The sequence below is a fragment of the Salinicola socius genome, assembly GCF_001937195.1.
Taxonomy (GTDB): domain Bacteria; phylum Pseudomonadota; class Gammaproteobacteria; order Pseudomonadales; family Halomonadaceae; genus Salinicola; species Salinicola socius.
Map to the genome: position 1 here is coordinate 167,294 of NZ_MSDO01000020.1, position 17,873 is coordinate 185,166.

Annotated in this window: 12 protein-coding genes; 1 reads left to right on the plus strand and 11 read right to left on the minus strand. The window is 62.2% G+C overall.

The features are described from left to right. Positions 1-54: 54 nt before the first annotated feature. From BTW07_RS13825 to BTW07_RS13840, 4 genes are all read right to left on the minus strand, one after another. Positions 55-1,818: an SLC13 family permease gene (locus BTW07_RS13825; protein ID WP_075570760.1), complete on the minus strand. Its 1,764-nt coding sequence runs from the start codon at positions 1,816-1,818 to the stop codon at positions 55-57. Positions 1,819-2,067: 249 nt separating this feature from the next. Next, positions 2,068-2,439 (minus strand): type II toxin-antitoxin system VapC family toxin, encoded by a 372-nt coding sequence (locus BTW07_RS13830; protein ID WP_075570761.1) that lies wholly within the window; start codon positions 2,437-2,439, stop codon positions 2,068-2,070. After that, positions 2,429-2,662, minus strand: a complete 234-nt coding sequence (locus BTW07_RS13835) for a hypothetical protein (protein WP_075570762.1) — start codon at positions 2,660-2,662, stop codon at positions 2,429-2,431. Before BTW07_RS13835 ends, BTW07_RS13830 begins: the two co-directional genes overlap by 11 nt. A gap of 257 nt (positions 2,663-2,919) precedes the next feature. After that, positions 2,920-4,218 (minus strand): aminoglycoside phosphotransferase family protein, encoded by a 1,299-nt coding sequence (locus tag BTW07_RS13840; protein WP_075570763.1) that lies wholly within the window; start codon positions 4,216-4,218, stop codon positions 2,920-2,922. 372 nt (positions 4,219-4,590) lie between these two features. Here BTW07_RS13840 and BTW07_RS13845 point away from each other — a divergent pair, with 372 nt between their 5' ends. Further along, complete coding sequence (locus BTW07_RS13845; RefSeq protein WP_075570764.1) at positions 4,591-9,135, plus strand: spectrin repeat-containing protein; 4,545 nt, start codon at positions 4,591-4,593, stop codon at positions 9,133-9,135. Positions 9,136-9,261: 126 nt separating this feature from the next. On the opposite strand, the gene BTW07_RS13850 is transcribed toward BTW07_RS13845, so the two are convergent. The 7 genes from BTW07_RS13850 to bioB form a co-directional block, all read right to left on the minus strand. Next, on the minus strand, positions 9,262-10,884 hold the full coding sequence (locus tag BTW07_RS13850) for an isocitrate lyase (RefSeq protein ID WP_075570765.1): 1,623 nt from the start codon (positions 10,882-10,884) through the stop codon (positions 9,262-9,264). A 457-nt stretch (positions 10,885-11,341) separates the two neighbouring features. Beyond that, a complete protein-coding gene (locus BTW07_RS13855; protein ID WP_075570766.1) occupies positions 11,342-12,694 on the minus strand; it encodes an adenosylmethionine--8-amino-7-oxononanoate transaminase in 1,353 nt (450 codons plus the stop codon). Then, a complete protein-coding gene (gene bioD / locus BTW07_RS13860; protein ID WP_075570767.1) occupies positions 12,691-13,479 on the minus strand; it encodes a dethiobiotin synthase in 789 nt (262 codons plus the stop codon). Before bioD ends, BTW07_RS13855 begins: the two co-directional genes overlap by 4 nt. Further along, complete coding sequence (locus BTW07_RS13865) at positions 13,476-14,327, minus strand: methyltransferase domain-containing protein (protein WP_075570768.1); 852 nt, start codon at positions 14,325-14,327, stop codon at positions 13,476-13,478. Before BTW07_RS13865 ends, bioD begins: the two co-directional genes overlap by 4 nt. Continuing rightward, entirely contained in the window at positions 14,324-15,118 is a 795-nt protein-coding gene (locus BTW07_RS13870; protein ID WP_075570769.1) for an alpha/beta fold hydrolase, read from the minus strand. Before BTW07_RS13870 ends, BTW07_RS13865 begins: the two co-directional genes overlap by 4 nt. Beyond that, complete coding sequence (bioF, locus tag BTW07_RS13875; protein WP_075570770.1) at positions 15,115-16,395, minus strand: 8-amino-7-oxononanoate synthase; 1,281 nt, start codon at positions 16,393-16,395, stop codon at positions 15,115-15,117. Before bioF ends, BTW07_RS13870 begins: the two co-directional genes overlap by 4 nt. Then, positions 16,392-17,465, minus strand: coding sequence for a biotin synthase BioB (bioB, locus tag BTW07_RS13880; RefSeq protein WP_425272037.1), 1,074 nt, complete (start codon positions 17,463-17,465; stop codon positions 16,392-16,394). The genes bioF and bioB overlap by 4 nt, the downstream gene beginning before the upstream one ends. Positions 17,466-17,873: the final 408 nt, after the last annotated feature.

A 17,873-nucleotide genomic window follows, 5' to 3' on the forward strand; every position in this document is an offset into this window, starting at 1 on the left:
GCCACGGACTGAACGACCAGAGACTGAACGACCAGAGACTTAAACGACCAGAGACTAGAACGGCCAGACGAGAGGTATGAGCAGTATCGCGGTCGCGCCTACCAAGACACTGACGGGAAAGCCCAGCCTGAGGTAGTCGTGCATTCGATAGCCGCCCGGCCCCATCACCATCAGGTTGGTCTGGTAGCCCAGCGCGGTCATGAAGCTGGCCGAGGCAGCGATGGTGATGGCGATCACGAACGGCATGAAATCCACCCCCAACTGCTGCGAGACCGCCAGCGCGATGGGAAACATCAACACCGCCGCGGCATTGTTGGTGATCATCTCGGTGAACAGTACGGTCATCAGGTAGACGAACGCCAGCGCCAGCCATGGCGAATCGATATGCCCCACGACCATTTCGGCGATGGTCTGCGCGGCGCCGGATTGGGTCATCGCGGCGCCGAGGGAGAACGACGCGGCGATCACGATCAGTACGGAAAGATCGATATAACGCCGCGCCTTGCCCATGGTCAGGCAGCCGGTCATCAGTAACGCGCCGGCGGCCAGAAAGGCGGCTTCCAGAATCGAGATCAGGTTGGTCGCGCTGAGCACGACCATGAGCCCGAGGATCCCCAGCGAGAGCGGCGCCTTCTGGAAGTTGGGCGGCGTGGAGTCGTTCAACTGGCTGACCAGCAGGAAATCCTTGCGGTAGCGGTACTGCTCGACGAACGCCTCTCCGGTTTCCAGCAGCAGGGTATCGCCGACCTGAAACTCGACATCGCCGACCTTGTCGTTCAGACGAAGCCCGTGACGGGAGATCGACAGGATCACGGCTTGAAAGTGCGAACGAAATCGCGATTCCCTTACCGTCTGCCCGATCCCCACGAAATCCGGGCTGACCACCGCTTCGACCAGGCAGCGCCGATGCTGCGCCACCTCGAGTTTCTGCACGTTGCCGCTGGTGGGGCTCAGCCCGCGAATTTCGCGAAGTTCCCGGGCGCACTCCGGCGTTCCGATGAACACCAGCGTATCGTTCCCCATCAGTCTGGTGTCAGGCGGTACCGCCGCCATCAACCGATCGTCCCGCTCGATATCGGTCAGGTAGCCGAACTGCAGATTTCGCAGCCCGGCATCGGCGATGGATTTGCCGGCCAGCGGCCCTTTGGGGTCGACGGTCACTTCGACGCTGTATTCGCGGATCTGATCCAGCTGGGCGCTGGTGCCGTCGCGCTGGGGCAGCAGCCATTTCCCGAAGATCAGGATGAATCCGCCGCCGACGAGCAGAATCGGCAGCCCGATCCAGGTCAGCTCGAACATGCCCAGCGAGACGCCCAGCCGGCTCTGCAGCAGGCCGTCGACGACCAGGTTGGTACTGGTGCCGATCAAGGTGCAGGTGCCGCCGAGAATGGAGATGTAGCTCAGGGGCAGCAACAGCTTGGAAGGCGGCAGGCGCAGGCGTTTCGACCAGTCCTGAATCGCGGGGATGAACATCGCCACGACGGTGGTGTTGTTCATGAACGCGCTCAAGATGGACGCTGGCAGCATCACCCGCCACTGCGCCCGACGCAGGGTCGAAGGCTGACCCAGGAGCAGCCCGGCGATCCACTTGATCGCGCCGGTCTCCTTGAGCGCGGCGGCGACCACGTAGAGCGCCGCAATGGTCATCACGCCGGTGTTGGCGAAACCCGCCAGCGCCTCCTGCGGCGTGAGCACATCGGTGAAGATCAGAAACGCCATCGCACCGACCAGAATGGCGTCCGGCGCAATTCGCGTCACCACGAGCGTACCCAATACCGCCACTACGGTCGCCACGCTCAGCCAGGCATCGATACCCATATTCCTCCCACTCCATGCCTGGGCTGCACCGAGTTACAGCGTCTGAATCCGATAATCGAAAAACGGTCGACGACAACCCCGTCGACTTCCACGTTGGTCGCATTTTAAGCCGCCAGCCATAGCGGCTACCAGTGCGGCTTTTCTCAGGTAGACGACAGTTAGTTTCAGGAAGGACATGACGAGACCGAATGAGACGGTCGAACTGGCGGGACGATAGCGACGGGTGGACGCAGAAAGCCGATATTGGCTTCAATCACGATTCAAAAGGGCATCGAGTGAAATGACATCACCGACATATTTCTGCGCTAGCCTGGCATCGTCAGTCACTAAGGTGGCCGCCGTTACCAAGGCAGAGGCACAGATAATGCTGTCCGGAAGCTTCATGTGAGAGCTTCGGCGCACCCTGATCGTTTCAGCTCTGACCTGAGGGTCCAGATCAACTCTCGTCAGCTGACCCAATACCATTTGGATGGCATGTTCTTCTTCAGAAGCCAAACCTGGGAAACCCAAGAGCTCGAGCTCCGTGATGACCGAATAAACGTAGTGAGCAGCGGGTAACTGAAGCTGATGCCGAATGGCATTGATGAAGACGTTGGTATCCAGCAGATAGCTACCACTCATCCCTCTGACTCCTTTGATACTCGACCCCGTCGTGAGCGGTCAGTGAAGGAGCTATGACACCTGAAAAATCGATACCTTCCCGCTGCCGGGCGACGACATCTTCCTCGGCCGAAGCGTCATAAAGCACCACGATCTTGGCGTGTTTGTTCATCAAGTAGGCATACTCGTCCGGGATTCTCACCACACCATCCTGAATATCGACTTCAAACTCAATCGCACGCATGGCTATCACCTGCTCATAAATCCGAATTCAAACGCTGTTGCGCTATTCTAGCAACAAATGCTAAGCCGCCGCCTTGGGTATCCTCTGCCCCTCCCTCCACAGGCCCACAACACCTTACGTTTTCAACGTCATGCGCCTGGCCAGATTACGCTGTTCATGGCGAAAGGGCGCGGACATGTTCTCGTCGCTGACATGTTGCCTATAACTGCAGCAACATTGCGCCACCTTATATCGAAAATGTTCACTCTAGAACGGTTTTACCGAACCGGTGACGTCGCCGCGGGCCCGGCCCTCGAACGCCTGGCGAGCTCGCGAAAGCGCCGACGCAGATAGGCGCCGGCTTCGGTCGCATGGAAGTCAGGCTGGCGCTGCGACTGCGCGAAGTAGGTCAGAATCAGCCAGCCAAGCCGATGCGCGCGATGCTCACCGAGCCAGCTCTCCGCCAGGGCCGGCGGTACGCTCAAGAGCAGACGTGAAAGATCGACGCCCGGCGGCAGCATGCCGGCATGATCCCAGTCGATGAACACCGGCCTGCCCGTGCGCGTTTCGATCAACACGTTGTGGGGGTGAAGATCACCGTGGGCGAATACGCGTGGCAAGCGATAGAGGGTTCGCGTCATTCGCAATAACAGCCCGAGCTCTCGCCACCGCCCGCGCTGCAACGCTGACAGACAGACCTCTCTGATCATCCGGTTCAGTGCGTGGCGCCCTCGCCGGTCTGCTTTTTTGCCAGCGCCAGTCGTCTCAACGCCATCCGCCTCAACTGCGGGCATGTCAGCGTTGGCTGTCTCAGAGCTGAAGCTATCGAAGCCCAGTTTACTGCGCATGTCATCGGGCCAACTGGCAGTCGATAACCGCAGAACCGAGGCGAGAGTGGCACGATACGCCTGCTCGCGATCATTGGTTGACGCCTCGATAGACGTCTCGGGGAACGAACCCAGTACCTGACCATCGATATGCTCGACCACCAGACTGGCGGTCTCGCCATGGACGATGACGGCTTCCAGCGACGGCGCATCGATAGCGCCGGGCATCAGCACCTGGCGGTGGAGCCGCTCCAGCCACGCCGCATTGAGACGTGGCCGCTGACAATGAACGACACGTTTTCCCGCCGGCGTTTCGACACAGAGTGCTGACAACTTGCCCCGGTGACCAAACAGCGGCCGGAACGCCAGAATCTCCAGAGACGCCCGCAGCGGCCCGATGATGTCTCGAAAGGCGGGAAGATCGGCGCAGGCTTGCGCGTTCAGAAAGCCGTCCGACGCGTCTGCCGGCATCACGACGCTGACGCCACCACCGAGCAGTCGCCCGGTGTCCCCCGCCTTGACCCGGACGAGATCCCCGACCTGAAGTTCGAGAAACGCCAGAAAGCCGACTTCGGCTCGAGGGGTGATACCGGCTTCAAGCACATCGCGGCGCGCATGCTGGCAAAGGTCGCAGTAACGGTCTTCGCCATTGACCGATATGACCACGCCTCGCCCTGGAGCCCACTGGTCTTCGGCGACATACCAGCCTCTGACGATGTCCTGGCTGACCTCATCCACGAATCCCGGCATCGCGTGTCTCGCTCCGTTGGCACTCCCTTTACCCCCCGCCTTTATAGCAATGTCCGGCGTCGGGTTGCGTAACGTCTTACAACGGAGAAGAAACGTGCCGGCAACACAAGCCAACATTTTTTTGCGGTATCCGCCACACAAGGAAGTGCTTGCTGTTGGAGCCTGATATCCGTCGAGGTCGAATCGGCGATCGGATGCGATATCGATGAACCGGTTCGCCGGGCCGTCGGCGCAAATCCCCGACCCTCATGTTACGAGCCGTGACGACGACTGACGACTTTACGACAGAGTGACACGTCTTTTATCGATTCGGCCCTGAATTCGGGTGGATGTTGAACGAGTATTTAATAAACCGAACGGGAGACCTTTGCCATGGCTCAGGAAATCACGCGCGAGATTGCTTCGACCCCCGCCCCGGAGGCTGGCGAGCCGAGTGTCGACAGTCGCAGCACCGGTCGCTGGCGATCGGCGCTGTCGAATACCTTGAACCTGAGCCAGAAATCCACCCTTCCCGGTGACGACAAATCCAAGCCCGGAAAGCGCGCCGATGCCGACACCGAGGCGCCCAGAAATCTGAACGATTACAATCAGATCGTGACGATCGGCGACGATCTGATTCGCTACGAGACCAAGGGCGGCAAGGCCGTCGAGGTCGACCGGCACGCCACCCCGGCGCTGTTCGAGACGGTCAAGCAGGATTTCGACCAGATCAATGGCCTCAACCAGAGCGGAGAGGACGGCTATGGCGTGTTGCCGCCCGATGCAGAGCCGCCCGGCAAGCTGAGCGACTATCGCTTCATCGCTCCGCCCGACGAAGTTGCCAAGGGCATCATCCGCTACGAGATGCAGGACGGCACCCGGGTCGTGGTCGCCGAACGCGCCGCCCCGGAGCTCTACGCTGCCATCAAGAAGGATTACCAGAGCCTGATCGGCATCAATGAAAGCGAGGCTGACGGCTACCAGCGCGTCGGTGGCGATGCCACCCCACCGCCCTACTACAACACCGAGGTCGGCGCGCCCGGTGAAATGGGGCCGGAGGTGATTCGCTACGAGCATGACGGCGAGAAGTTCGTCGTCGCGCGCAGCGATAATCCGGAACGCTACGATTATCTCAGCGAACAGCACGCGACGTTGACCGGCAACGCCGAGCACCAGGATGCCATCGAGGGTTCGGTCGACGATGGCGCCACCGTTGCCGGCGCCGATACCGAAGTGCCCGAGTTCAATGATTTCAAGAACTTCAGTTGGCAAAAAGATGCACGTGACGATGTCATTCGCTTCACCACTCACGATGGCAGAAATGTGGTGGTGTCGAAGTCTCTGACGCCTGCGCTGTTCGAGACGGTTTCCAACGCCCAGAAGACCTGGGATCGGATCCACGAACTCGAGGACGACGGCTACAAGCTGCGCTCCGCCGACGAGGACATCCCGGTTCTCGGCAAGGGCGACAGCGTCAAGAGCGCCACCGACGAGCACGGTGACGTCATCGAAGGGCTCAAGTTGGTCGAGGTCGACGGCGAGAAGTTCGTGGTCTCGAAGGGCGTGACACCGGAGCACTTCGAGGCTGCCTCCAGCTTCCAGCAGACATCGAGCGAGGATGTCATCGACGATATCTTTGCCGATCACGACCTGCCCGGGTCGGAAGAGACCAACCTGATGGGCCAGGAGACCACCGTCGAGAACGACGACGGAGACGCGAAGACGGTCACCGAACTCTACATGGAGAAGCTCGAGGAGAAGGCGGAAAACTCGGACAACGAGAACTTCAAGAAGTATGCCCGCCTGCTCGAACTCAAATCCCAGCTGGACGACGGAAGCTTCCAGTATCTGCCCTACATGACGGTCGATCATGGTGGCGACTGGACCTACTACGCCAGCGATACCCAGGGCATGGATCCGGCCGACCTGCGCGGCCTGATCCACGAGGAAAAACTCGGCGAGGAGCTTTCGAAACTGCTAGGTGACGAGGAGATCGCCAAGTTCACCGACGAGGCGATGACGGAGGCCCAGAGCAAGATCAAGGATCGCGATGGCCTCGCCGACAAGATCTACGACTCGTTGACCGGCGACAAGGGCGCGGAATATCTCGATGCCATCGAGGACCTGCGAGACAAGGGGTTCGGCGACGAAGCCGCCACCCGCTTGAACAATGACCTGAACACGCTGCAGGCCCTCGACCCCGACCGCGCGGCCGAGGCGAGAGGCAGCATCACCGCCGCCAGCACCGCCAGAGGCCTGGAGGAAGAACTCAGCGATATCGATGCCGAATACGACGCGTCCCAAAACGGTGACGACGTGTCGCCGGAGAGCGAGGAAGCCGCGGAACAGGTCGCCGCCGACATGGTGCCGACCATCCTCACCAGCATTACCTACAGCACCTTCGGCATCCAGACCACCAATGGCGTCTGGAACGCGGTGCAGGATGCGCTCTCCACCGACAAGACCGATCCCAAGGGCACGGTACCGCCCAACCTGTCGGCGGACGAGAAGCTGCAGTTCACCAAGATCATGGCGATCGCCTCTGGCGTGAAGGAGGCTATCAAGTCGCTGGCGCTGAGCGGGAGCAACGTCAAGGAGGCCATGTCGAATCCGATCCTGCTCGAGAACATCACCCAGCGCGCCGTGGATAAATATCAGCAGTTGACCCAGGGCAAAGGCGGGAATCCACCGGCCGTCCAGGTCGGCGATGCCGAGAGCGCAACGTTCAAGGACTCGCTGAAGAGCGGGTTCCGCAGCCTGATGAGCTCGAACACCATGTTCGCGATCGGCGGCACCGCCGCCCTGGCCAATGCCATCTATCGACGCTCCGGTGACGATTTCGGCGACACCTGGCAGGAGCGCATGACCGTCGCCCGCGGCATGCTGGTGTTCATCGGCACCACGCCTTTCGCGCTCAAGGGCATCGCCGATGCGGCGGGCTCGAAACTCGATGAGGGCGGCCGGCTGGCCAAATTGTTCGGCACCACCAACATCACCCAGGCGCTCGGGCTCGACAAGGAGATGGGTGACGTCCTGCGCGAGCGCTTCCCCGACAAGTTCAACGGCGATAAAGCGCCCTCTCTCAATCCGGGCGAGCAGGCGCGGGGCAAGCTGGACGACATCCGCGGCAAGCTCGAATCGTTCGATACCCTTCTCGATCAAAGGGACGCCCCCGACTTCGAACAGAAGGCCCAGGGGCTGGTCGACGATATCCAGGGCCAGCTCGACGAGGTCGACCGCGTCGTCAAGGACTCCGACTCGCTCAGCGACGATGAAAAGAAGGAGATCCAGCAGCGCCTGGGCGATATCGAGGATCGGCTCGACAAGGTCGAGATGAAGAAGGAGGGCCTGGCGCCCCAGAACGCGGAGGATCTCAGAGCGCTGGTCGACGATCTGTTCGAGGAAATGCAGCCCTTCGCCTCCTCGGCGACGCCGGCGCAGCAACGCTTCGCCCAGATCGACGACTTCGATCGGGCCGTGGCGGAGTTACTGGACATCGAAAGCAAAGGCCAGATGCCGGACCAGGCACCGGCACTGTTCGACGAGATGATGAAGAAGCATCGCGCCATCCGCTCGTCGTTCGAATCCGACCCGACGCTGTCCGATGCCCAACGCACGCAACAGCTCGATCGGCTGGATGAGATCGCCAACCGCCTGGACGATGTTCGCCCGATGGCCAGCGGCGCCCTGCCCAGTGGCGCCGGCGATGCGCTGGCCGACCTCGACAATCTCAGCGACGATCTCGTTCAGTTCGTCGACCCTGCCAACGGCGAATCGTCGAAAACCGCCATGCAGCCCTTGAACCAGGCGCTGGATGCCGAAGCCGACGTGATGACCAACGGCGAACGCACTCCCGGCACGTCGCCCGATGGCCCGGGCAGCACCGGCGGCGGCGATGGGTCCAACGGCAACAAGAAGACCAATATCTTCGGCCCCGCGCTCAAGGGCCTGGCCTACATGACCGACTTCGCCGGCGGCATTCTCGACACTGTCGTCGCGGGCGTCGGGCTCAATCAGCTGATCAAGAACGGTGGCACCCCGATGGAGTTCGCCGCCAGTTCGACCGGCGTGGTCTCCGGCGCCTTCTTTACCATCGGCGGCGCCGCCGAAATCGGGGCATCACTGCAGACTGCGTCTCGCGTGCTCTCCGGGTTGGGTGCGGGGCTGCGCGCCGCCGGTCCCATCGGCAACCTGATCGGGCTGGGCGTCGGCTTTGCCAGCCTGATCCTCAATGCGGTGATGGCCCAGAAGAAAGGCGCCGAAACCGAGGGCAAGATACGCGACCAGTTCGAGCAGTTCGCCGAAGATGGCGTGACGGAAGACGATTGGGGCGAGAAGTTCAACTACCTGATCAACTCGAGCTACGGCTTCAAGGACATGATGCACGCCGGTGACGAGGACAAGGAGCCCGACCCGCTGTTCAAGGAGTGGTTTCCCGAGGACATGGCGGCGTGGGAGGCGCAGCCGGAGCAGTATGACAAGTTCACGCAGGAGATCCGGGAGAACGGCAACGTCGATGACTTCTTCTTCGACTTCGACCAGGACCAGATGCAGCTCAATATTCACGGCCAGGACTTCTATCAGGATAACAAGGAGACCATCGACACGATCCTGGGCAATTGGGACGAAGGCGATGGCGGCACCGACTGGACGGGGCCCGACGATATCGTCAGCAAAAGCGATCTCGAGGATATCGTCGATCCGGAAAATGGCCACTCGAAGGAGGAGCAGGATGCCGCCGAGTTCCTGCTCAAGAACGAAGAGTTCTTCGCCCTGCTCGATACGCTGCACAAGCAGGATGGTTCGGACGGCAAGATCAGCAGTGCCGACATCGATTCCTGGATGCAACTGATCGGCGAGCGTGCGATCACCGACGACAACCCGGCCTTCGCCGAGGAAGACAGCATCTGGGACAACCCGGCGTACTATAAGCTGTAAGCTATAAGCTGCAGGCTGCAGGCTGCAGGCTGAGGACGATAAAAAGCGGGCCATGTCTCTCCTCGAGACATGGCCCGCTGCCGTTGCAGATTGCGCTAACTGGCAACGCTCACCCGAACTCGACGCTCACCCGAACTGGTTCATGGTGTTGAGCCCGCCGCCGGCCTTGAGCGCGGCGGCACCGGAGAAGTACTCCTTGTGGTCGTCGCCGAGATGGGAGCCGGCCATATCCTGATGCTTGACCGAGGCCAGCCCTCTCCGGATCTCCCTGCGCTGGACGCCGGCGACGTAGGCCAGCATCCCGGCCTCGCCAAAGTACCCCTCGGCCAGCTCGTCGGTGGAGAGCGCCGCCGTGTGGTAGGTGGGCAGGGTAATCAGGTGGTGGAACACGCCAGCCTCGCGGGCTGCGTCGCGCTGGAAAGCCTGGATTCGACGGTCCGCCTCCCGCGCCAGCTCGGAGTCGTCGTACGTTACGCTCATCAGTTGGCTGCGTTCGATACCGGAGAGCGATCGCCCTTCTGTCTGCCCTTCTGTCTGCCCTTCTCGTTCCCAGTCGTCGAAGACCTGCTGGCGGAAGTTGAGCGTCCAGTTGAACGAGGGCGAGTTGTTGTAGACCAGCTTGGCGTTGGGCACGACCTGCCGGATGCGGTCGACCATGCCGGCGATCTGACCGATGTGCGGCTTTTCGGTCTCGATCCACAGCAGGTCCGCGCCGTTCTGCAGGGCGTTGATGCAGTCCAGCACGACCCGATCCTCGCCGGTATCGGAACGGAACCGATAGAGCCCGTTGGCGAGCCGCAGCGGTTTACGCAGATCGCCGTCGAGCTTGATGATCGTATCGCCTTCGTTGACGTCATCCGCCGAGCAGATCGGCACGGTGCAGAGAAAGCTGTTGTACTGGTGAGCGAGATCCCCGGGTTCCTTGCTGACCGGCAGTTTCTGCGTCAGCCCAGCGCCCAGCGAATCGGTCCGGGCGACGATCACGCCCTCCTCGACACCGAGCTCGAGGAACGCGTGGCGGACGGCGTTGATCTTGGCCACGAAATCCTCATGGGGAACGGTGACCTTGCCATCCTGATGACCGCACTGCTTGGCATCGGAAACCTGGTTCTCCAGCTGGATGCAGCAAGCGCCCGCTTCGATCATCTTCTTGGCCAGCAGGTAGGTCGCTTCTTCGTTGCCGAACCCGGCATCGATGTCGGCGATGATCGGTACGACATGGGTCTCGAAGTTGTCGATCTTGTCCAGAATCCCCCTTTCCATTACTTCGTTTCCGGCCTTCCTTGCGCTGTCCAGTTCACGGAACAGTGGCGTCAGTTCCCTGGCATCTGCCTGACGCAGGAAGGTATATAGCTCTTCGATCAGCGCCGGGACGGATGTCTTCTCGTGCATCGATTGATCGGGCAACGGACCGAACTCCGAGCGCATGGCGGCGATCATCCAACCGGATAGATAGAGATATCGCCCTTGGGTGGTGCCGTGGTGCTTCTTGACCGCGATCATCTTCTGCTGACCGACGAATCCGTGCCAGCAACCGAGAGACTGGGTGTAGCGGGAGGGATCCCGATCGTACGCCTGCATGTCTCGACGCATGATGGAGGCGGTGTAGCGCGCGATATCGAGCCCGGTTCGGAACCGGTTCTGTGCCCGCATCCTGGCCACGTTCTCGGGATTGATATTGCCCCATCTTCCGTCCTGTTCCAGACAGAACCGGTTCAACGATTCGACATCGCGCTGATAAATCGACATGACTACCTCCACCCGCAGGGATTGATGATATTCGCAGTAGCCAGATTCATCCTGTCGTGATTCAGACAACCAAAAACGGTCGTTTTAATTCTCATGACAGGAAGAAAATGACCCCATCGACGCCCCCACTATGTGAGAGATAGCGTCATGGCAACAATCCGTACTTAGCCGTCATCAGGGTAAGGCTTCTACCGAAAATCGTGCTTTTCGATCTATCCTGTAGTCATGTATGACATATGATTACGGCGATCCTGGCGCGGGTTAATCGTTTGCCGGAAAACTTTCCATTTTGAGATACCATCGGGGTAATTCATGAAATACTCATGGTTTCATTGACTTGGCACCGAGCGAGCGCTCTCAGCGCCCTTTCCCGGCGAAAAGGCAGGATCATATCCACCGAGCCGATGAGATCTATCCCTATCGACTTTCGTCGACAGGACGCTAGCCGAGTTTCAAATTATGAATCCGCCGTTGCCCGTTCCAGCCCTTCACGGGTCACTTCTGCCACGCGTTCCAGCTCTTCCGGGGTGATGACATAGGGCGGCATCCAGTAGATCACGTTACCCAACGGCCGCAGCATGACGCCGCGCGACAGCGCGTGCTCGTAAACGCGCAGGCCACGCCGCTCGCGGAAGTCGTAAGGTGTCAGGCTGGCCTTGTCTGCGACCATTTCGATCGCCACCACCATGCCGGTCTGGCGAACGTCACCGACGTGGGGATGCTCGCGCAGCGGTTCGGCGAGTCGCCCCATCAGGTCGGCCTTGCTCCGGTTGGCGACGATCACGTCGTCCTGCTCGAAGATATCCAGCGTTGCCAGCGCGGCGGCGCAGGCCAGCGGATTGCCGGTATAGCTATGCGAATGCAGGAACGCCTTGAGCGTCGAGTAGTCGTCGTAGAACGCGGCGTAGATCTCGTCGGTGGTCATCACCACCGAGAGCGGCAGGTAGCCGCCGGTCAACGCCTTGGAGAGACACAGGAAATCCGGCCGCACGCCAGCCTGCTCGCTGGCGAACAGCGTGCCGGTGCGGCCGAAACCGACGGCGATCTCGTCGAAGATCAACTGGACCCCGTGACGGTCGCAGGCCTCGCGTAGCCAGGTCAGGTACTCCGGCGGGTACATGCGCATACCGCCGGCGCACTGAATCAACGGCTCGACGATGACCGCTGCCAGTTCGTCGGCATGGCGTTCCAGCGCCGCTTCCATCTGCGCAAACGCGACGCGCGCCTGATCGACCCATTGGTCTCGCGGCAGCCCGAAGCCGTCCGGCGCCGGCACCTTGATCACATCCAGCAGCAGCGAGCGGTAGGTGTCGGTGTAGAGCGCAACGTCGCCGACCGAGAGCGCGCCCAGCGTCTCGCCATGATAGCCGTTGCTGATCGTCAGGAAACGCCGCTTCTCCGGCCGACCGACGTTGCGCCAGTAGTGGTAGCTCATCTTGAGCGCGATCTCGACGGCCGACGAACCGTTGTCGGCGTAGAAGCAGTGGCCCAGGCCGGCGGGCGCCAGTCTGCCCAATCGCTCGGAAAGCTCGATCACCGGCTGGTGGGTGAATCCGGAGAGAATCACGTGCTCGAGTTCATCGAGCTGCTGCTTGATCCGTGTATTGATGCGCTCGTTGGCATGGCCGAACACATTGACCCACCAGGAGCTGACGATATCGAGATAGCGCTTGCCCTCGAAATCCTCCAGCCATACGCCCTTGCCGCGTCGGATCGGAACGACGGGCAGACTTTCGTGATCCTTCATCTGGGTGCACGGATGCCACAGGCTGGCGAGATCGCGCTGCATCCAGTCGTTGTTGACGCTCATTCGATAGATCCAGGGTCAGGGGTTCGGGTAGTGGCGCTGGCGGCCAGCAGCGGTTCGATGTCCAGAAAATCGGCGACACGTTCAGCGCATGGTGCTTGCCACCAGGGCGCCTTTTCCAACCAAGGCGCCTTTTCCAGCCAGGGCGCCTTTTCCAGCCAGGGCACGATGCCCAGGCACGGCACGCCGCCCTGCTCGCTGAGCCACTCGGTCAACGAATCCAGGTTCTGCTGTCGTCGCGGTAGATCGGGGTCGACCACGTTGGCAACCCAGCCGGCCAACGCCAGCCCGTCGTGACGGATCGCTTCCAGCGTCAGCCGGGCGTGGTTGATTGCCCCCAGGCGAACGCCGACCACCAGAACCACGGGCAAGGCCAGCGCGACCGCGAGATCCGACAGCGACTCTTGATCGTTGAGCGGCACCCGCCAGCCGCCGGCACCTTCGATCAGGGTCAGATCGGCGCCGCCGGCCAGCAGCGAGCGCATCGGATGCTCTAGCGACGACAGCGACAGCGCAGTGCCCGCTTCCCGCGCGGCGATATGGGGCGCGATGGCGGGTTCGAGGGCGAACGGATTGATCGCGTCATAGGCCAGCGTTGGCTGGCACTGCGCCTGAATGGCCAGCGCATCGGCATTGCGCAGCCCTAACGAGGTCCGCTCGCAGCCGGACGCTACCGGCTTACCGCCTGCCGTGGTCAGCCCCCGGCGGCGGGCGGCCGCCATCAACCCGGTGGTGATGACGGTCTTGCCGGCGTCGGTATCGGTGCCGGTAACGAAACAGGCCGTCATGATGCCTCCCCCGTTTCGGCAAGCTGCAGGATCACGGTGGCGATGCGATAGCGGGTGGGGATCCCCGCCGCTTCGCGCCAGGCTTCCAACGCCCGGTTCAGCGCATCGAGCTGGCGGCGACCCGTCAGGCCCTGGCGGCCGTGCGCGGAATTGGTCAACGTCGCGGCGCCGATGCGCTTGAGGGCATGTAGCGCTTCGTTCGGCGTCGCGTGGTGAGTCTTGCGTGTGGTCAGGGTCAACTCATGCAGACGCCAGCCGGGGCGGTCCAGCGTCTCGATCAGGCGCGCCTCGCAGAGAAAGGTATTTCCGGGTCGCGCACCACCGAGCCGTTGACGCGCCTGCTGCAGCTCTTGCAGCGTGCCCTCGCACAGCGTGGTGAAGCCGAGCCAGCCGCCGGGCCGCAGCACCCGGGCGGCCTCGTTCAGAAAGTCCGACAGCGATTCACACCACTGCACTGCCAGGCTGGAAACCATCAGATCGACGCTATCGGCAGCCAGCGGGAGGCGCTCCGCGCTACCCACGAGCCACCGAATTGGCTGGTCGGCATGCTGCCGGCGCGCTTCGCACAACATGCCGGGCGCGATATCCACGCCAATCGCCGTGGCATCGTGGCGCTCGGCGAGACGCGAAACCAGATGGCCGGTGCCGCAGCCGACATCGACCAGGGTTTGCAGCCGCTCGAGGGTCGGCAGTCGCGTCAGCAGATCATCGGCCACCGCTCGCTGCAGCCCGGCGGCGCTGTCGTAGCGGCGCGCCGCCAGCGAGAAGCCATTCGCGATTCGCTGCTGCCGGTTGTTGCCGGCAGATGAAGGCTCGGTGCGCGTCGCGGCAATTGGGGCGGCAGTCATGAACCCACCCCTCGAGAGCCGTCAGCGACGTGTCGAGAGCCGTCAGCGGCCTGTCGAGAGCCATCGGCCGAGATCATGAACGCCGCCATGAGATCGGCGGTCTCCTCCGGGCGTTCCACCGGAAAGGCATGGCCCGCGCCCTCGATCAGCGCCGTGCGGCCGCCCTCGGGCAGACGTTCGGCGATGGCATGACGCGCCGCTGCCGGCACCAGCGCGTCGCTGCCACCGAAAAGATGCAGCTGCGGGATCGTCAGCGCCCCCAGCACCTCGCGGAGATCCAGCGCCGACAGCACCCCTAGCCCGGCCAACGCCTGATCCAGCGGCGTCGCTTCCAGCGCTGCCACCAGTTGGCGCCCCAGACGCCGGGCATCGCGCCCGCCTTGCGCGCTCAACTGTGCGAAGCGTCTGAAGGTTTGCGTCGGGGATGCCCGCAATCCGAGCTGGAAGTCAGCCAGTGCTGCACTCGTCATCGCTTCCGGCCAGCCCGAGCGGGTGACGAAACTGGCGTTGGCCCCCAGCGTGATCAAGCCTTGCGCGTGCCGGCCGCGCCACTGCGCCAGCGATGCGGCCAGCATGCCGCCGAGCGACCAGCCGGCCAGCCAGGCGTCCTGGGGTAGCTGGTGATCGAGCGCCGCGACCCAGCTTTCGGGCCGGTGGCTGGTCAGGGCGGGATAGCTCACGCACTCGACCTGATAGTCCGGTAACCGCCGGCGCAAGGCGTCCGCCAGCGGTTCCAACGGTGCGGGCCCGAGGACCCAGCCGGGTAACAACAGCACTGTTTGGGCGCTCATGCCAATCTTCTCCTGGCGGACGACAGCCGACGCGCGGTCGTAAACAGCGCGCTCAACAGCCGGTCGATGTCTTCATGGGTATGGGCGGCCGAGAGCGTGAACCGCAGTCTCGAGGTCCCGGCGGGGACGCTGGGCGGGCGTATGGCGCTACACCAGAGCCCAGCACTTTCGAGCTCGGCCGAGAGCCTCAGCGCTGCGGCTTCGTTGACGCCCTGCCGGTTCTCCTGGCGACCCTCTCCCGTCGTGCTCCAGCTCGACCCGATCACCAGCGGCTGAATCGGCGTCGCCGATGGCGTGAGATGCAGATCGAACTCGCTCAGACTGGCGGCCCCGCGACGAAAGCGCTCGATCAGCGACAAGAGATGCACGCGACGTTCCGGCTCGTCACGGACGATATCCAGACTGGTCAGCGTCGCCCAGGCCAGCGCCGGGGACAGACTGGTCGTGTAGATATAGGGTCGGGAAAACTGGATCAGCGCATCGATCAGCGTTTCACTGCCGGCAACGAATGCGCCCTGGGTGCCGAACGCCTTGCCCAGCGTGCCGACGGTCACGGCTATCCGACTCGGGTCGAGACCTTGCGCTTCCCGCGTGCCACCGCCATGAGCCCCCAACACGCCGAAACCGTGAGCGTCGTCGATCATCAACCAGGCCCGGTGGCGTTCGCAGTGGGTCGCCAGGGGTTCGAGCTCGGCGGTATCGCCGTCCATGCTGAACACGCCATCGGTGACCACCAGTTTGCGCCGGGCAGCCTCGACCTCCGACAGCCGCGCGCCGCAGTCGTCGCTATCCCGATGCGTATAACGCTCGAGCGTGGCGCCGGCCAGACGCGTGGCGTCCAGCAGCGAGGCATGATTCAACCGGTCGTGCAGCGCGACGTCGCCGCGGCCGAGCAGGGTCGAGATCACACCCAGATTGGCCTGGTAACCGCTGGAGAACAGCACCGCCCGCTGGCAGCCGGCCAACTCGGCCAATCGCGACTCCAGGTGTTCATGCGCTTCGCTGTGCCCGCAGACCAGATGCGAGGCACCGCCGCCGGTGCCGAAGCGGCGGGCGCCTTCGGCCAGCGCCTGGGCCAATCGCGGGTCACCGGCCAGCCCCAGATAGTCGTTGCTGCAGAATGCCAGCGTTTCCCGCCCTTCCCGGCGGAGATGACCGCCCTTCTCCGCTACCTTCCCGGTCGTCGTCACTCTGCGACGATAGCGCTGCCGCTCCCGTTGCGTTGCCAGGCGCGCCGCCAGTACGTCATCCAACGAATCGACGGATGATGCGCTCATGCCCGCGCCGTCGCGTCCGTGACCATGGCGTCTAGCCGAACTTTAGCCATGCGCTGCTGGAGAGCCGCTTCGTGGGCGTCGTCGTCGATGTCTTCACGGGTTTCGGGATGCAGGCCGAGGCGCTCGAAGAGTCGCTGATCGTGTGTCGCCTGCGGGTTTTGCGCGGTCAACAGGCGCTCGCCATAGAAGATCGAATTGGCTCCGGCAAAGAATGCCAGCGCCTGGGTTTCGTCGCTCATCAGCTCGCGTCCGGCGGCCAGACGCACGTGGGAACGTGGCATCACAATTCGGGCGACGGCGATGGTACGAATGAATTCGATGGGGTCAAGGTCCTCCACGTGCTCGAGCGGCGTGCCCTGGATCCGGATCAGCATGTTGATCGGCACGCTCTCGGGATGCACTGGCAGATTGGCGAGCTGCTGTAACAGTCCTGCGCGATCATTGACGCTCTCGCCCATCCCGAGAATGCCGCCGCTGCAGATCTTCATGCCGGATTCCCGCACGTGATCGAGCGTTTCCAGGCGGTCGGCATAGGTGCGAGTGGTGATGATATCGCCGTAGTACTCCGGCGAGGTATCCAGATTGTGGTTGTAGTAATCGAGCCCGGCTTCTCCCAACTGCTCTGCCTGTTCACGGCTCAACATGCCCAGTGTCATACAGGTCTCGAGCCCCATGGCACGCACGCCGCGCACCATTTCCAGCACCAGCGGCATATCCCTGGCGCTGGGATGCTTCCACGCCGCCCCCATGCAGAAACGGCTGGCACCCACGGCCTTGGCCTTGCGCGCCTCTTCCAGCACGGCTTCGAGCTGCAATAGCTTCTCGCGCTGGAGCCCGGTGTTGTAGTGGCCGGACTGGGGGCAATACTTGCAGTCCTCCGGACAGGCGCCGGTCTTGATCGAGAGCAGCGTGGAGATCTGTACCGCATTGGGATCGAAATGCTGGCGATGAACGCCCTGCGCCTGGAACAGCAGGTCGTTGAACGGACGTTCCAGCAGCGTCTGGATCTCGTCGCGCTGCCAGTCATGGCGTAGAGACGCGCGCTGAGTGGGAGAAATAGGCATCGCCATACGAAAGTCAACCTTGATAAGCCAAGAAGTTGACCAAGGGTGCCATGAGGAATGGTTAACTTCAAACAATCATGAAGTTAACAATGCATCGAACCTTTGGTCATGCAGGCAAACGGGCGGAGAGCGATCGATCGAATGAGCGTGGTCAACACGCTGGCTGAACGTGTTCCAGATCAATGGGTTCTAGCTGAGCCAGTTCCTGGCGAGCAGGCTTTGGAGGAAACAGCTCGGTGAAAATAATGCGAGAGACAATGCAGCGAAGGAGAAATATAGCGAAGGAGAAATGCAGCGAGGGAGAATGGAGTCGCAAGAAGGTGACGTCCGTCAGCCACTCGGACGGCACCCAAGACAGGAAGGTGGACGGCCGTTTGGAGAGACAAGGCGATGACAATGATGGAAACGAGCCAA

Coding starts and splice junctions, on each gene's coding strand:
- BTW07_RS13825 (WP_075570760.1), bottom strand. CDS start 1,818: ATGGGTATCGATGCCTGGCTGAGCGTGGCGACCGTAGTGGCGGTATTG.
- bioD (WP_075570767.1), bottom strand. CDS start 13,479: ATGACGGCCTGTTTCGTTACCGGCACCGATACCGACGCCGGCAAGACC.
- BTW07_RS13865 (WP_075570768.1), bottom strand. CDS start 14,327: ATGACTGCCGCCCCAATTGCCGCGACGCGCACCGAGCCTTCATCTGCC.
- bioB (WP_425272037.1), bottom strand. CDS start 17,465: ATGGCGATGCCTATTTCTCCCACTCAGCGCGCGTCTCTACGCCATGAC.
- BTW07_RS13850 (WP_075570765.1), bottom strand. CDS start 10,884: ATGTCGATTTATCAGCGCGATGTCGAATCGTTGAACCGGTTCTGTCTG.
- BTW07_RS13855 (WP_075570766.1), bottom strand. CDS start 12,694: ATGAGCGTCAACAACGACTGGATGCAGCGCGATCTCGCCAGCCTGTGG.
- bioF (WP_075570770.1), bottom strand. CDS start 16,395: ATGAGCGCATCATCCGTCGATTCGTTGGATGACGTACTGGCGGCGCGC.
- BTW07_RS13845 (WP_075570764.1), top strand. CDS start 4,591: ATGGCTCAGGAAATCACGCGCGAGATTGCTTCGACCCCCGCCCCGGAG.
- BTW07_RS13835 (WP_075570762.1), bottom strand. CDS start 2,662: ATGCGTGCGATTGAGTTTGAAGTCGATATTCAGGATGGTGTGGTGAGA.
- BTW07_RS13830 (WP_075570761.1), bottom strand. CDS start 2,439: ATGAGTGGTAGCTATCTGCTGGATACCAACGTCTTCATCAATGCCATT.
- BTW07_RS13870 (WP_075570769.1), bottom strand. CDS start 15,118: ATGAGCGCCCAAACAGTGCTGTTGTTACCCGGCTGGGTCCTCGGGCCC.
- BTW07_RS13840 (WP_075570763.1), bottom strand. CDS start 4,218: ATGCCGGGATTCGTGGATGAGGTCAGCCAGGACATCGTCAGAGGCTGG.